The sequence below is a fragment of the Pseudomonadota bacterium genome (assembly GCA_008501635.1).
GTDB lineage: Bacteria > Pseudomonadota > Gammaproteobacteria > QQUJ01 > QQUJ01 > QQUJ01.
This window is the reverse complement of record QQUJ01000017.1, coordinates 172,564-187,324: the sequence shown is the minus strand read 5'-3', so window position 1 is coordinate 187,324 and position 14,761 is coordinate 172,564. Positions and strand designations below refer to the sequence as shown.

General features: G+C 60.4%; 14 protein-coding genes. 4 read left to right on the top strand and 10 right to left on the bottom strand.

Going from position 1 to position 14,761, the window contains the following annotated elements:
- Positions 1–6: 6 nt before the first annotated feature.
- The 8 genes from DWQ09_09090 to DWQ09_09055 form a co-directional block, all read right to left on the bottom strand.
- Positions 7–384 carry a cupredoxin domain-containing protein gene (locus DWQ09_09090; GenBank protein ID KAA3628274.1) on the bottom strand — a complete coding sequence of 126 codons (378 nt, stop codon included), beginning with the start codon at positions 382–384 and terminating at the stop codon, positions 7–9.
- Positions 381–2,819, bottom strand: coding sequence for a heavy metal translocating P-type ATPase (locus tag DWQ09_09085; protein ID KAA3628438.1), 2,439 nt, complete (start codon positions 2,817–2,819; stop codon positions 381–383). Before DWQ09_09085 ends, DWQ09_09090 begins: the two co-directional genes overlap by 4 nt.
- A 160-nt stretch (positions 2,820–2,979) precedes the next feature.
- Positions 2,980–3,546, bottom strand: a complete 567-nt coding sequence (locus DWQ09_09080; GenBank protein ID KAA3628273.1) for a hypothetical protein — start codon at positions 3,544–3,546, stop codon at positions 2,980–2,982.
- 86 nt (positions 3,547–3,632) lie between these two features.
- The gene (locus DWQ09_09075; protein KAA3628272.1) at positions 3,633–4,715 is read right to left on the bottom strand and encodes a YncE family protein; all 1,083 of its coding nucleotides are present in this window, start codon (positions 4,713–4,715) and stop codon (positions 3,633–3,635) included.
- A gap of 689 nt (positions 4,716–5,404) precedes the next feature.
- Entirely contained in the window at positions 5,405–6,073 is a 669-nt protein-coding gene (locus DWQ09_09070) for a hypothetical protein (GenBank protein ID KAA3628271.1), read from the bottom strand.
- 565 nt (positions 6,074–6,638) lie between these two features.
- Entirely contained in the window at positions 6,639–9,095 is a 2,457-nt protein-coding gene (locus tag DWQ09_09065; GenBank protein KAA3628270.1) for a Cu(2+)-exporting ATPase, read from the bottom strand.
- A gap of 178 nt (positions 9,096–9,273) precedes the next feature.
- On the bottom strand, positions 9,274–9,543 hold the full coding sequence (locus DWQ09_09060; GenBank protein KAA3628437.1) for a hypothetical protein: 270 nt from the start codon (positions 9,541–9,543) through the stop codon (positions 9,274–9,276).
- 23 nt (positions 9,544–9,566) lie between these two features.
- Positions 9,567–9,770 (bottom strand): heavy-metal-associated domain-containing protein, encoded by a 204-nt coding sequence (locus DWQ09_09055; protein KAA3628269.1) that lies wholly within the window; start codon positions 9,768–9,770, stop codon positions 9,567–9,569.
- A 589-nt stretch (positions 9,771–10,359) separates the two neighbouring features.
- Between DWQ09_09055 and DWQ09_09050 the strand changes: the two genes are divergently transcribed.
- From DWQ09_09050 to DWQ09_09035, 4 genes are all read left to right on the top strand, one after another.
- Positions 10,360–10,824, top strand: coding sequence for a cytochrome c (locus DWQ09_09050; GenBank protein KAA3628268.1), 465 nt, complete (start codon positions 10,360–10,362; stop codon positions 10,822–10,824).
- On the top strand, positions 10,799–11,191 hold the full coding sequence (locus DWQ09_09045) for a hypothetical protein (GenBank protein ID KAA3628267.1): 393 nt from the start codon (positions 10,799–10,801) through the stop codon (positions 11,189–11,191). Before DWQ09_09050 ends, DWQ09_09045 begins: the two co-directional genes overlap by 26 nt.
- 9 nt (positions 11,192–11,200) lie before the next feature.
- A complete protein-coding gene (locus DWQ09_09040; GenBank protein ID KAA3628266.1) occupies positions 11,201–11,566 on the top strand; it encodes a cytochrome c in 366 nt (121 codons plus the stop codon).
- 67 nt (positions 11,567–11,633) lie between these two features.
- Positions 11,634–12,176 carry a Crp/Fnr family transcriptional regulator gene (locus DWQ09_09035; protein KAA3628265.1) on the top strand — a complete coding sequence of 181 codons (543 nt, stop codon included), beginning with the start codon at positions 11,634–11,636 and terminating at the stop codon, positions 12,174–12,176.
- 21 nt (positions 12,177–12,197) lie between these two features.
- Here the strand turns inward: DWQ09_09035 and DWQ09_09030 are convergent, their stop codons facing one another.
- Both DWQ09_09030 and DWQ09_09025 read right to left on the bottom strand, forming a co-directional pair.
- Positions 12,198–13,895: a SulP family inorganic anion transporter gene (locus DWQ09_09030; GenBank protein ID KAA3628264.1), complete on the bottom strand. Its 1,698-nt coding sequence runs from the start codon at positions 13,893–13,895 to the stop codon at positions 12,198–12,200.
- Between the two features lie 136 nt (positions 13,896–14,031).
- Positions 14,032–14,745 (bottom strand): DUF2799 domain-containing protein, encoded by a 714-nt coding sequence (locus DWQ09_09025; protein KAA3628263.1) that lies wholly within the window; start codon positions 14,743–14,745, stop codon positions 14,032–14,034.
- Positions 14,746–14,761 lie beyond the last annotated feature (16 nt).

Sequence of the window (14,761 nt, the reverse complement as noted above, 5' to 3'; positions counted from 1 at the left end):
CGTTCATCACTCGACTATTAACCGCCCTCGAAACATGCCCATCTGACATGCGAATTCGAACTCCCCAGGCTCCTTGGGGATAAATTCCACCGACACGGTTTCGCCGGTCGGTAAATCGGCGCTCTTGTTAAAATCCGCAAACACAACCTTCTCCGAACACGAAGCTGTCTCTTCACGCCGGAAATTGAGCCGCACGGGCTTACCCGCCTGCACTACGATCACATCGGGCGTGTAACCACCCTTGACCAGGATCATGGCCACTTGAAAACCCGAAGATGTAAAGTCCGCTCGGATACCTTGCGAACGCTTCAACCAAAAGAACCAGACGATCAGTGCAATTAGTGCAAGGCCGAGAAGCGTCACCAGCCAGCGATCCGGGGTCATGATCTTTCTCCTTGGGGTTGAAACAGGCGCAGGCGGTTGGCATTGGTCACCACCGTGACCGAGCTGAAAGCCATGGCAGCCGCGGCGATCAGCGGCGAGAGCAACAGCCCGAAGAAGGGATAGAGAACCCCCATGGCAATCGGAATTCCCAGGCCGTTGTAGATAAACGCCCCGAACAGATTCTGGTAAACGTTGCGCATCGTGGCGCGACTGATATCGATCGCTGTGACCACGCCAATAAGGCTGCCCTTGATGAGAGTGATATCGCTCGCCTCAATGGCTACATCGGTCCCAGTGCCAATGGCCAACCCCACATCCGCTTGAGCCAAAGCTGGGGCGTCGTTGATCCCGTCCCCCACCATCGCTACGGTCTTGCCTTCGAGCTGGAGCTTCTGAACCTCGTGGGATTTCTGCTCGGGCAGCACCTCCGCCAACACCCGGTCCACACCCACCTGAAGCGCGATGGCGTCGGCCGTGCACTGGTTATCCCCGGTGAGCATGATCACCTCCAGCCCCATGCGTTTGAGCCGAGCAATGGCCATCTTCGAATCGGGCTTGACCGTATCCGCCACTGCCACCAGACCGGCAGCCTTGCCATCCACTGCCAGGAACATGGGCGTCTTGCCCTCACGGGCGAGTCGTTCCCAGTCATCGTCCAGAGCCGCCGGGTCCACGCCGCGATCGGTCATCAGCTTGCGATTGCCCAGCAGCAACGTCTGACCATTCACGACACCGCTTACCCCGTGGCCGGGAACCGCGGCAAAGTCCTTCGCATCAGCTCGTGCGATACTGCGCTCATCGGCACCGCGGACAATGGCTTCGCCCAGGGGATGCTCGGAACCACGCTCTAGAGCGGCAGCGAAGCGCATTACTTCGTCCTCCTCAAAGCCGCTGGCAACAACGACATCGGTCAGCGCCGGTTCGCCACGGGTGATGGTACCCGTCTTGTCGAGCACGATGGCGTTGAGTGCTTTAGCGGTCTGCAAGGCGTCTCCCGAGCGAATCAGAATGCCCTGCTCGGCGCCCTTGCCGATGCCGACGGTGAGCGAGGTTGGCGTCGCCAATCCCAGTGCACAAGGACAGGCAATGATCAGCGTGGTGACCAGAACGATGGTGGCGTAGACCGCGCGTGGCTCGGGACCAAAGTTGTACCAGGCGATGAAGGCGAGGATCGCGAGAATCATCACAGTGGGCACGAAATAGCCCGAGACCTGGTCCACGACCCGCTGGATCGGCGCCTTGGAGCCTTGGGCATCCTGTACCATGCGGATGATGTTGGACAGTGCCGTATCCTTGCCCACCTTGGTGGCACGGAAGCGGAAGCTGCCGGTCTTGTTGAGTGTGGCGCCGATCACCTCGTCACCGGCGCGTTTTTCTACCGGTAACGATTCGCCAGTAATCATCGACTCGTCGATGCTGCTGGAGCCACCTTCGATGAGCCCGTCCACCGGCACCTTTTCACCCGGACGCACCACCACCAGGTCACCCACCATCACCTCTTCCACCGGCAGATCGAGCTCCTCGCCGTTACGCACCACGCGCGCCGTCTTGGCCTGCAGACCAACCAATTTCTTGATGGCCTCGGATGTGCGGCCTTTGGCCTTTACCTCCAACGCCATACCCAGTACCACCAGCGCGACCACTACGGCGGAGACGTCCCAAAACACTTCGGCGAGCGCCTGCTCCGGGAACAACGCAGGAAAGAGCACCGCCACCACGGAATAGAGAAAGGCGGCGCTGATACCAAGAGCGATCAGCGTATGCATATTGGCTGAACGATGCTTGAGACCCGCCCACATGCCGCTGTAGAACTGGGATCCGGACCAGAGCATAACCGGTAATGTCAGCAACCCGAGCACGCCCCACACCACTCGCCGTTCGGGACTCCCCATGGGCATCCAGTCGCGCAGCCCCGGAATCAGATCCGGATAACTGAAAAACATCACTGGCACCGAAATCACTGCGGCAAACCACCATTTGCGCATCAAGCCACGGTACTCGTTGTCCTCACTCGGTGCAGTCTGTTCAGTGCCTTCTTCTGCGCCTTTCGCCACCTGCGCCATTTTGTAACCGGCGGATTCGATGGCGCGCCGCACAGCATCCATTTCGACATGATCCGGTAGATAGGAGATTTCAGCCTGATTCGAAACGGTATTCACGTTGGCGCCCACGACACCGGGCACCGCCTTGAGCGCGGCCTCCAACTGAGTAACGCACGATGCACAGTGCATCCCTTCAACAACCACGCTCAAGCGGCTCACACCGGGCGTAAACCCGCTCTTTTTCACCGCGGCAACCAGTGCCGCGACGGAGGTTACATCCCCATCAAAGCCGATATGCGCAACACCTTCAGCGCGGTTGACTGTGGCATGGCGCACCCCAGTTACCGCGTTCAGCGCGTCCTCCACCCGCGCGGAACACTTGGCGCAAGTCATGCCCGCGATCGGCAGGGCGACGTGTTCCAATCCTTCCATTCGGCGTGAAAGGGTTGTGTGTGAATGGTGTTCGGTCGCGGTCTGTTCCATTGCATGTACTCCCGGATAATCCTGCGCGCGAAGAGGCCATACCGCCTCTTCGCGCCCTTGTGACGGCTGGTTATCTCCGCATACCACCGCCCATGCCCGGCATGCCTTTCATCAACTCCTGCTGACTCTGCAGCATCTGATCCATGAGCTGCTGCATGGCATCGAGCCGTTGCTCCATCATTTGCGTACGGTTCATGTCACCGCCCTGAACGCCAGGACAAGGCATCGCGTTCTGCGCGCCACCCATCATCCCCGGACCCATCATCGTTCCAGGTCCACCGCCCATCATTCCCGGTCCTCCTCCCATCATGCCGGGACCCATCATCCCAACGCGACCGCCCATCATGCCCATCATTCCGGACATGCCCTGCATCATCTTCATCATGTTCTGCATGTTGCCCATGTGTTCATTCATGAGCTTCTGCCGCTCCTCGGGATCGTCGGTCCCCTGAATCGCATTCATGTGCTCCTGCATCTCCTGCATCTGACGCATCATCGGCATCATTCCCATACCACCCTGTTGCGTCATTTGCGGGTTCATGCCTGACGCTGATCCCTCTGCACCTTTCTCATCGGCCAATGCCAACGGCGTGCTCAATGCCATACTCAATGCCACTATCAGTGCCTGCTTTTTCATCGTTCGCTCCTTCCAGTTAATTTCGTTACACCAAGCCACAAAACCAAGGCTTCATGACTTGAACCTTCGCTCTTGAATGTTGGTGCTCATTTCTTCATCACCACCATTTGATGCCCGATGCCGGAAATGGGAATTTCACCTACCAACTTCAGATCGCGCTGACTGACCACCCATAACTTGGAATCCTTGCGGCTTGAGACATACACCTTTCCTGTGTCCTTGATTGTCGCCAAGTGATAAGGATCAGGGCCCAGCGGCAGAGCGCGAACCACGCCGGTGTTCAGTTGAATCGCCGCCAGTTTGTTGTCACCTTTTATGGCTACATAGAGTTGGGTACCGTCATCGGAGATATCGATGCCGTGCGGGTCGCTGCCTACCGGGTGGCGGCGCACGATCTCTCCACTTACCAGATCCAGCTCCACCACTTGCCCTGCGCCATTAGCAATGACATAGAGGCTCGACTCATCGGGTGACAGCACCATGTGCTCGGGCGACTGATCGACAATCAGATTGCGCCGCACTATCCAGCGTCGCGTGTCGATTTCACTCACCGTGTTGTTACCGGTATTGCTGACCCACAGCCGGCTGCCTTCGCGATTTGAGACGACATAGTTGGGTACCACTCCGGTAGCAACTTGCGTGGCCAACTCACCGGTGTTGAGATCGATAACGCTGATAACGCCTGCGGTGGGATGTGTGGAAATACCGTAACGGCCATCAACGGTAATCAGGTTGTGATGCACCGAGCCCGGCACATCGATCTGGCGCACGATACGTTTTCCCGAGACATCGATCAGATAAACAGTGCCGACCAGATCAGAGCTTGTAACACTGGGTACTACAGGGTTCGCGCTCGCGGCATGGTGGGCTTGATGCTCATCCTCCGTTACACCAGCTGGCTTGGCAGGCGCATCGCTGACATCGCGCACTTTAAGACTGCCTGCCAGGAGGCGTTTTCCGGCCGGATCGCTTGCCAGTCCATGGGTGTTTAATACCCCATCGATATTACCCACCACCTGATCGATCGCGCTGTCGATAACGAGTACGCGATTGGCTTCGCCTGCAGGCACATAAACGATGGGAGCCGCAAGAAGCCCCAGGGGAGCCAGCGCTAAAGTCAGCGTGGCCACGCCGGTAACGCAGCGACGACGCAGTGTGCAATGAATCATTTTTGCTTCCCTTGCTAGAGAGGGGGCGATAGGCCCCGACTAACGGGTTCGACGGGCCAGAAAGGGCTCCGCCATACCTTGAGTGCCTGACCAGGAGGGGAACGGGTTTTCCCATTTCAGCGCATCAGCCGTGAAGGGCCGTCGACTGGAATAGGCATTACCGCCCTATCGACCGGGCGTCGGAGTTAGGTGGCGAAGGGAAGCAACAGTCTGTGATAGACGAGATAGAGAGGGGGAGCTGCGATATCGATGAACAGTTTTGAGGCGGTCCTCAAATCACTTGTTTGCCAAGCCTTCAAGCCGCAACCGACGAAAGAATCGACGCATGCGTCCGACGAACTCGAGTCGTTTCCATCGGCAATCGTTTTAGTGGGAAATGTCTGCATACGATTCGCAGGTATTAACTTGCAAACCGTTTCACGATGACCCGGAGCGCCTTTCGATTGGAGGCCGATCTGATCCTGACCGGGATGAAGCCAATGGACCGTAGGGTCAGAGCACCACGCAGCCAGAACTGCATTCGACCAAAACAGCAATACGGACAGCACAACGGCAAGCCCGGCGCGCCTGCGCCGCGACGGGTAGCCACTTACGTTGGTGCTGTCAGGTGTCATTCCACAAGCTCTTGTCGTAAGCTGATCCGCGATCAGAATGATGACGACGGGGTCCTATAAAGCACCTTCTTGTCTTCAATGCCGATCACTTGAAACCTTGCCGTTATCCTCGTCATGCTGTCCCTCGAATGACTGGTGAAACAGGTTATGAACATATGTTAGAACATCCCAGCGATCCTGCTCGTCCAACATCGCTTTGTAGGGAGGCATTGCAGACCCCTGCGACCGGAACGGTTCGGCGGTACCACCCTCGCTGACCCGCCAAAATAGATAAGCATCGCCCATTCCCGGACCACGATGAAAATGTTGCGTCAGATCGGCGGGCTTGTGATCCAAAGCCGCGGCCGCTGGGCCAATGCCGCGTCCATCGACACCGTGGCAGGCGGCACATTGGGCATCAAAAGTCTTGTGGCCGCGCTGTATAGCCGCTTGGTCATCCCAGTTCTGGTTGCGGTACGCGGCATAATCTGCCGGCGGCGCCACCCACTGCTCATGAGCATGAGCGCCCTCAGCCTCCATGTGCCCCTTGTTCATCATGGCGTTGTGTTCTGGCACAGCGTCCGCGTGGCCATGCTCGCCGCGACCAGCCGCGTAGGCGGTAGCGCCAATGGCAGAGCTCAACACCAAGACACCGAGTAAATGCATGCGGCCTAGCGGCAGCGTTTTAGAAGCGAGGACGTGGATAAACATAATCATTTCCTGAATAGCGAGTATCGACGATTGGGTGGCAGCCCTGTGAGCCATCCACCAGCGGTTCGAAACAGTGATTTCAGGAGGGGAAGGGGATGAGAAGTTTCTGATAAATCAGATATATCGGCGGCGATCCCGTTTCACCCCGGGCCAGCTTTACTGCATCAACAACATGATCTCTCGTAAAAAATTCCGCTGCAGCGCCCTGGGCAGAAGGATGTGATGAATCAGACGTCCAACCGTCTCTGCCACCATTGTTGGCAGTCGGCAGGGCGGAAAGGGATAACACCGGCGCGCTTGAGCAGTATTCACGATGTTTATGGATTTCGGCTATAGAGGACTTGATCCATACCTGATCCGCGCCGGGGTGTGTCCAGTGAGTATCAGGATCACCACACCACGCGGCCAGCACGCCCGTTGACCACAACATCAACAGCGTCAAAGCAGCCGCAAACGCCTTGCGCACGCTTGAGTTGCTACCGTACAACGGTGATGTGGAAACTGTACCCATAGCAGCTACCGGTTAACGAATTTCTTTAGCGTGAATACATGCAGATTGACCACCAGAGCCCCATTCGGTTCAATCCATTTATTCACGGCATGCAAATATCGTCGCATCTCAAGTTGGCTCCGTCAGGAAGGGGCGAAAGTTCCGCAGCCGCAGACTATTGCTGACCACAAAAATACTGGAAACGCTCATTGCCGCTGCCGCCAGCATAGGATTCAACAGCAGTTTGATCAGCGGGAACAACACCCCTGCGGCGACGGGGATCAACGCCACGTTGTAGGCGTAAGCCCAGAAGAAATTGAGACGGATGGTGCGCAGGGTGCTTCGCGACAGGGCCACCGCATTGGCGATGCCACGCAGATCGCCCGACATCAGGATCACGTCACCCGCCTCGATGGCGATATCGGTGCCGGTGCCGATGGCCACACCCACATCGGCCTGCGCCAGCGCCGGGGCATCGTTGATACCATCGCCGACAAAGGCGACGCGTCGGCCCTCGGCCTGCAGTCGCTTGACCTCGGCCGCCTTCTCGTCAGGCAGCACCTCCGCCAACACGCGATCGATACCCACCTGGCGGGCAATAGCTTGAGCGGTGCGGCGGTGATCACCGGTGAGCATCGCCACCAGCATCCCCTGTTCATGGAGTGCGGCGATGGCCACTTTACTTCCTTCTTTCAGAGGATCGGCCACCGCCAACACTGCAGCCAATCGACCATCGATGGCGGCATAGAGAGGTGACTTGCCTTGATCGGCCAGGGCATCCGCGGTCTCGCTGACAACGTCCAACTCGATACCGAGCCTGCGCATGTATCGATCGGCGCCAACCTCGACCCGCCGACCCGCCACTTCAGCCTCGAGGCCGAAACCGGGGATAGCATTAAAAGCATCCACCTTAGGCAGGTCCAGCCCGCGACCGCGTGCCGCAGCGACGATGGCCTGGGCGATGGGGTGCTCGCTCTGATCCTCGGCGGCAGCGATCAGCGCCAGCACACTGTTCTCTTCGCCTTCGAGCACCTGCAGGTCGGTCAACTCGGGTCGCCCCTTGGTGAGCGTACCGGTCTTGTCCAGCACCACGGTATCGACCCGCGCCATCAGCTCCAGCGCCGTCCCCTGCCGGAACAGCGTGCCCATCTCCGCCCCCTTGCCGGTCCCGACCATGATGGCGGTCGGCGTGGCGAGCCCCATGGCGCAGGGGCAGGCGATCACCAGCACGCTCACCGCCGCGACAAAGGCGTAGTTGAGCGTGGGCTCCGGCCCGATCCACAGCCAGATGCCGAAGGTGATGGCGGCAGCGACGATGACGATGGGGACAAAGATCCCCGCGATCTGATCGGCGAGTTGCTGAATGGGCGGCTTGGCCGACTGGGCCTCCTCGACCATCTTGATGATCTGCGCCAGCACGGTATCAGCGCCGACCTTGGTCGCGCGGAAGGTGAAGGCGCCGGTCTTGTTGACGGTGCTGCCCACTACCGGGGCATCGATGCCTTTCTCCACCGGGATCGGCTCGCCGGTTATCATGGACTCGTCGACGTAGCTCGAGCCCTCGGTCACAACACCGTCGACCGGCACCCGCTCGCCAGGGCGCACCTGCACCAGGTCACCGGGTAAAACCTCTTCGATGGGGATCTCCATAGCCCGGCCATCGCGCACCACCCGCGCGGTCTTGGCCTGGAGCTGCATCAGTTTCTCGATCGCCGCCGAGGTGCGCCCCTTGGCCTTGGCCTCCAGGTACTTGCCCATCAGGATCAGGGTGATGATGACCGCCGCCGCCTCGAAGTAGAGATTGGCCGTCCCGGGCGGGAAGAGGCCGGGTGCGATCACCGCCACCACCGAGTAGAAATAGGCCGCCGAGCTGCCCATCATCACCAGGGTGTTCATCCCCGGATTGAGATGTTTGAGTTCCGCCCAGCCTTGCCTGTAGAAGCGCCGGCCGGCGTAGAACTGCACCGGTGTGGCGAACAGAAACTCCAGCCAGTCCCAGACCGGTTCCGGCAGCAACTTGGCCATGGCCACCGCCAGACCCGGCACCATCATCGGCGCCATGGCGATGATCACCACCGGCAGGGTGCACAGGCCGCTGATCCACAGCAGCCGTTTGAGCTCGGCCTGTTCGCGATCGCGCGCATCGCCGAGCTCCGTCGCCGCGCCTTCGACATCGAGGGGCTGGTAACCGGCATCGGCGATCGCCGCCTTGATCCGGGTCGCGGTAACGGCACCCGGCAGATAGTCGATGGCGGCTTTCTCGGTGGCCAGGTTGACGCTGGCCGAGAGCACACCGGGCAGCTTCTTCACTGCCCGCTCCACGCGCCCGACACACGAGGCACAGGTCATCCCCTGCACGCCCAGCTCAAGATGGGCGCGCACCGGGGCGTAGCCGGCATCATTGACCGCTTCGAGCAGACCGGGAATATCGGTGCTGGCGGGATCGTAGGCGATGGTAGCCTGTTCGGTAGCCAGGTTGACCGTCGCCACTTCCACACCCGGCTGCTTTTTCAGCGTGCGTTCAACGCGCCCGACGCAGGATGCGCAGGTCATGCCCTGTACGCCGAAACGGATTTCAGTGGTCATAATAGAGGCCTTTTAATGCAGACACGCAGAGATGCATAGGACGTAAAGTTTTTGATGTCGATCCTCGAATCAGGGGTACCAACGACCGGGATGCCGGCCAGCGCCGGCAGGACGACATATGGCGTACCAAGCGCACCTTTGACCCCTTGGCGGCTCTGCGTTGAAAAGCTCAATGCAGTCATCGATACTTCAACACTTCCATCAACTCGGCCACGATCTCATCGGTATCGCCGCGCTGGGCGGCGGTGACCACGTGATCCTTGAGGTGACTCTTGAGCACCAGCACACCGACCTTGTCGAGGGCGCCCTGCACGGCTTTGATCTGCTTCAGCACATCGACACAGTAGATGGATTCGTCCTCCAGCATGCGCAGGATGCCTTCCGCGTGGCCGCGAATGGAGAGCAATCGGCGCCGCGCCTCTTCGCGCGCGCTGGGGTCGAGTCGCAGGCCGGGCCCACAGCACGCCTCACTCACGAGGCGAGCTCTGCCGTGTAGCCTTCCTCTTTGATCACCGCGATGAGCGCCTGCGCATCCGCGCTGCCCTCGACCACGACGCGATTCTTCTCCCGGTTCACCTCAACCACACGGGTCACGCCCGCCACCGCTGCCAAAGCCTTGTTGACCGCGCTTTCGCAATGGCCACAGGTCATGCCGGTTACCTTCAGTTCGATCATGTTGCGCCTCGATTGAGTGTGGAGTATTTCCCACCCCAGGGGGGGAGGGGTATCGACAGAGTATTGGCGACGTTTCGCTGTTTGTCAAACCGCGCATCATCGAGCACCCTGGTTTGACACCTCTTTCCCGGCTGTGAAAAGCTAGCCCCATGCGCCCCTATCCCCGATTGGCAAGATTTCTGGCCGTCTGCCTGCTGATCACCTTGCCCGGGCTCCCGCTGAACACCGTCACGGCGTTCGACCACGCACCAGCCGCCGGGAATCACTGCGTGCAAATGCAGGGAAACAATGACACCAGCGCCTGCCAATCGGCCATGACCGATACCTGCCAGGTTCAGTGCAGGGTTTGCAGCGCCTGCGTAGCGGTCATGGTGACGACACAATCGAGAACCTTTGCAGCTGACGAACCTCCGCCAGTCGCCCCTGCTCCGGACTGGCCCCAGTACCGCGCCGCTCCACCGTTGAGACCACCGCGTACCCACCGCGTTTGAACCGGGCCCCATAGGCCTCAGGAACCCTCGTCTCCGGCATCGGTCACAACCGCTATGCCGGTGCGAGGTCGATTGCCAAGCATTGACGGGTACGCACTATGAAGATCAAACCATTCACGAAACGTGGTATGACGCTGGCCATCTGGGGCCTGCTCTCCCTGGCTCCGACCGCCTGGCCGGCATCCGAGCCAGGCACCTACCGACCCAATCCGCGCAACTTCGCCTCGGTCATGCAGGGAGCGAAGCTGTTTCAGGCGAACTGCGCCGAGTGTCACGGCAAACAGGCCGAAGGAGACGCCAATTGGCGCACGCCGGGCGCTGACGGCAAGTTTCGCCCGCCCCCGCTCGACGGCACCGGCCATATGTGGCACCACCCCCTGCCGGTGCTGCTGGCGACGATACGTGACGGCAGTATTGCCCAGGGTGGCAGCATGCCACCGTGGAGAGAGAAGCTCTCGGAGCGCGACATGATCGACCTTATCGCCTGGCTGCAAACCAAGTGGCCAAAGGAGATCTATCAGCGCTGGCGGCAGATGGATGACCGCGCGCAAACGCGACGCTGAGGTCAACACCATGACTCAACTACCCGACCTGCCCCGCGAGGCACGCCGCGACAAGCGGCTGCGAATCGAGAATCAGAATCAGCGGAAATTCGACAGCGAAGCGGCGATCGAAGGCCTGATCGCGGTGCAGATCGCCGCTGACCGCAGGACCGTCGGGGTCACCTACGATGTGCGTATCACAGCGCTCGACAGCCTGGTCGCCAGGCTGCGCGAACAGGGCATGGGCATTGCCATGGATCGACGGGCACGAATTGTCATCGCCCTGCAGAGCTATCTCGATCGCAACGCGCGCGCCAATCTGGCGCACCCGGGCAGCCCCTGCTGCAGCAATCCCACCTCGGTCTATGCTTCACGGAAGAAACGCTAGGAGCAGCAAATGAAACACGCTTGGATATTTCTTCTGGCGCCTCTGGTCCTGACCGCCTGCGAATCAGAGCTGCCTGCTGCCGGATCACCCTCAACCGGTGAGCCGGCGGCAGGCCAGCAAGCGTTCCTCAAGACCTGCGCCGAATGCCACGGCACCAGCGCCCGTGGCACCGACAAGGGCCCACCGCTGATTCACAAGATCTACGAACCCAGCCACCACGCCGACATCGCCTTTGTGCTGGCTGCCAAACAGGGTGTACGCCAACATCACTGGCCATTTGGCGACATGCCGGCACAACCCGACATCACCCAAGATCAGATGCGCGATATCATCGCCTGGGTGCGCCAGGAACAGCGCAAGGCGGGGATACACTGACACCATGCCGTCCGCGGAACCGGGAGATTAGCTGGAAGAGCTCCGGGCAACGGTCACTCACAGCGAAATGTCGCAAGGCGGGTACCTGTTCCGCCGCAACGATCCCGTGCGGCAACTGCACGTCATTGCCCAGGGAACATGCCAGCTGGAGCGAACCACCATGGACGGTCGCGCGCTGCCCTTGGCGCTTCTGGGTCCCGGACAAGTGGTAGCGGAAGGATCGCTCTTCAATGAGCGTTACGGCTGCGACTGTCGGGTGGTTGACTGTGCGCGAGTGAGAAGTTTCCCGCGGCAAGCCGTGTTGGATCTGATGATTCAACGACCCACATTGGCTCAGGACTGGCTCAGCGCGCTCGCGCACCAGGTGATGGACCTGCGCACCCGGCTCGAACTGCGAAACGTGAAGTCGGCCCGCGAGCGCATCACGCTGCACCTCGCTCTCCAGGCCGACGCCGAGGGTCGATACATCGTACCAGTCAGCTACAAAAGCCTGGCCCAGGAACTGGGCCTCAGTCATGAAGCGCTCTATCGCACCCTGGCGCGCATGGAGCAGGCGGGAGAGATTCGGCGCGAATCCCGGGTAATTCAAATCGGTAGGCACCGTCAGTAGCCAAGGGCAAGCTCTCCACGCTCAGACCGGCGGGTCGGATTCCGTGGATGCCTTCGCGTTATCCGGGGTGAGGGGAGAATCCGCTTGCTGTGGAGCGATACCCAGCAACTGTTCGGCCTTGCGCAACGCGTTCAGGCGCCTTTGAAAACGGTAGCCCTTGGGCAGATGTTCGAACACCCCGAGACGATTCATGACCCGCGCCGCCCTGGCCTGCAGCCCGACCAGCAGGACGTGCTTGCCGCTCAACCGGGCACGCTTCAGGACGTCCTCGATACCCAGCGCGGCGGTGCTGTCGATCAGCGGCACTGCATTGAGATCGATCAGCAGCACTTCGAACTGATCGGTCCTGGCCAGGCGGCTCGCCATCTCCTTGACGGCGCCAAAACTGAGCGGACCACTGATGTGAAACAGGGCGATGAGACCCTGCGCACGGTCGAAGATCTCGGTCTCAGCTGCGGTGAGCGGCGCCTCGCGCATGGAGCCCATCACGGCCCGCATATTCTCCGCCTGCAGCTCCGACATACGCTGCACGAACATAACGCTCTTCATGACGACGCCTACCGCAACAGCAGTGATTAGATCGACAAACACCGTCAGCAGCAGCACCGTCATCATCACTACCACGCCGGAACGCGGCGCATGGCGAACCCGTTTCATATAGTCGCGATCGAGAATATCGATACCGACCTTGATCAGGATGCCTGCCAGCACCGCATGAGGAATATGCGAAGCGAGCGAACCCAGGCCCGACACGACCGCGAGCAACGCCAGTGCATGCACCGTACCGGAGAGCGGCGTCTGCCCGCCCGAGCGGATGTTGATCACCGTACGCATGGTGGCGCCGGCGCCGGGAATGGCACCCATCATTCCCGCGATCGTGTTGCCGATACCCTGCCCGATCAGTTCGCGATCGGAATCGTGCTGGGTACGGGTCATGCTGTCCGCCACCAGAGAGGTCAGCAGGCTGTCAATGGAGCCCAGGAGAGCCAGCACCAGCGCAGAGGAGACCATGCCGGGCAGTTGCGTAAGTTCGAAGGAGGGCAGTTTCGGCTGGGGAAACCCACTGGGTATCTCACCCAGTACCGGAACCTCGGTCAGTACGAAGAACGCTGCCAGCGTGCCCACAAACAGCGCAACCAGTGGTGAAGGCAGCAGGCGGTTAAGGCGCGCCGGCATGAAATAGACAATCCCCAGCGCGCCCAGCGCCAAAAGAACCGCCTGCCACTGAGGGTGAGTGAGCAGCTCCGGTAGCGCTGCCAAGGTGCCCAAGGTCCCGCCGCCCGGAGGGCTATGCCCCAGCAGAACAGGCAGTTGCAGGATGATGATGATCACCCCGATGCCGGTCATGAAGCCCGAGACTACCGGCAGCGGCACCAGCGACACGTAACGCCCCAGGCGCAGATAGCCGATGAGGATCTGCAGCAAGCCGCCCATCATCACCACGGTAAAGGCCAGTGATGGATTATGGGCATACTGCGTAATGACACCGGCCATCACCACCGTCATCGGACCCGTAGGCCCCGAGACCTGCGACGGTGTGCCACCAAACAGCGCTGCGAAAAGACCGACGAAAATTGCACCATAGAGCCCGGCCACCGGGCCGGCACCGGAGGCCACGCCGAAGGCCAGCGCCAACGGCAATGCGACCACCGCAGCAGTGATACCGCCGAAGAGATCGCCGCGCAGATTGTCAAAATGAAGCCCGTGAACCACGTTCAAGGGTTCACCCCGCTAAGAAGTCGATAAGACAAATGCATGCGTCATAGAACGCAAAAAGCGTCGTGAACTATACGCCTCGCCAACAGCGCCCGTCCATTCGCCCGGGCGCATCGGGAGTGTCAGGGCCGGTTGGACGCTAGAACGTGAGTTCGCGGCGAGCGATGGTCTCCGCCAGCTGCTCGATAACGGCCTCTTGTCCGCTGATCGCCGCCTCCAGCGCCACACGTGTTTCAGTCAACACCTTGATCTCATTGAGCAGTACTAGACGCTGACGCCGGGTCAATCCCTCACCGACCAGCAGCGACTCCCTGGTGGCTATAACGCTTTCGTTTGCCGCGTGTCCCGCCTGGATCTCACCCAGCACGCTGCGCTCCTGATTCAGCTCCAGGCGCAAGCGACGCACCTCCTGGCCGGATTGGTAGTAGGCGACGAAATCGCGCTCGTGCTCCGCGGGGCAGATACCATGATAGGTGCCGCCGCGCAGACCCAGCTGATAGGCGGTGCGGGGAATGCAGAACAACCGCGCGCCCTCACGATGACCGGCCTCATAGCTCGGCAGATCGGTGCGTACACCGTATTGCGCGCACGCTTTGCGATGTTCGCCAATACGGGTGAGCGGGTGACCTTGCGCACCATCCTCCAGTCCAATGGTGCGCCAATCGGCCTGCAGACACTCCGACTTGTTGAGCGTTGTACAGCCAACAAGCAGAAAGCTGAAACACAATGCCGCCACTGTGCGGCTGCTCCATGCCATCGCCATTCGACCACCCTTCCCCTTAGCCCGTGTCACCCCATGCCGATAGGCATCGCCGCAGCACTGGATGTTGTCGCAGTGCGCCCTTCGCTGCATAAGCACAAGCACGATC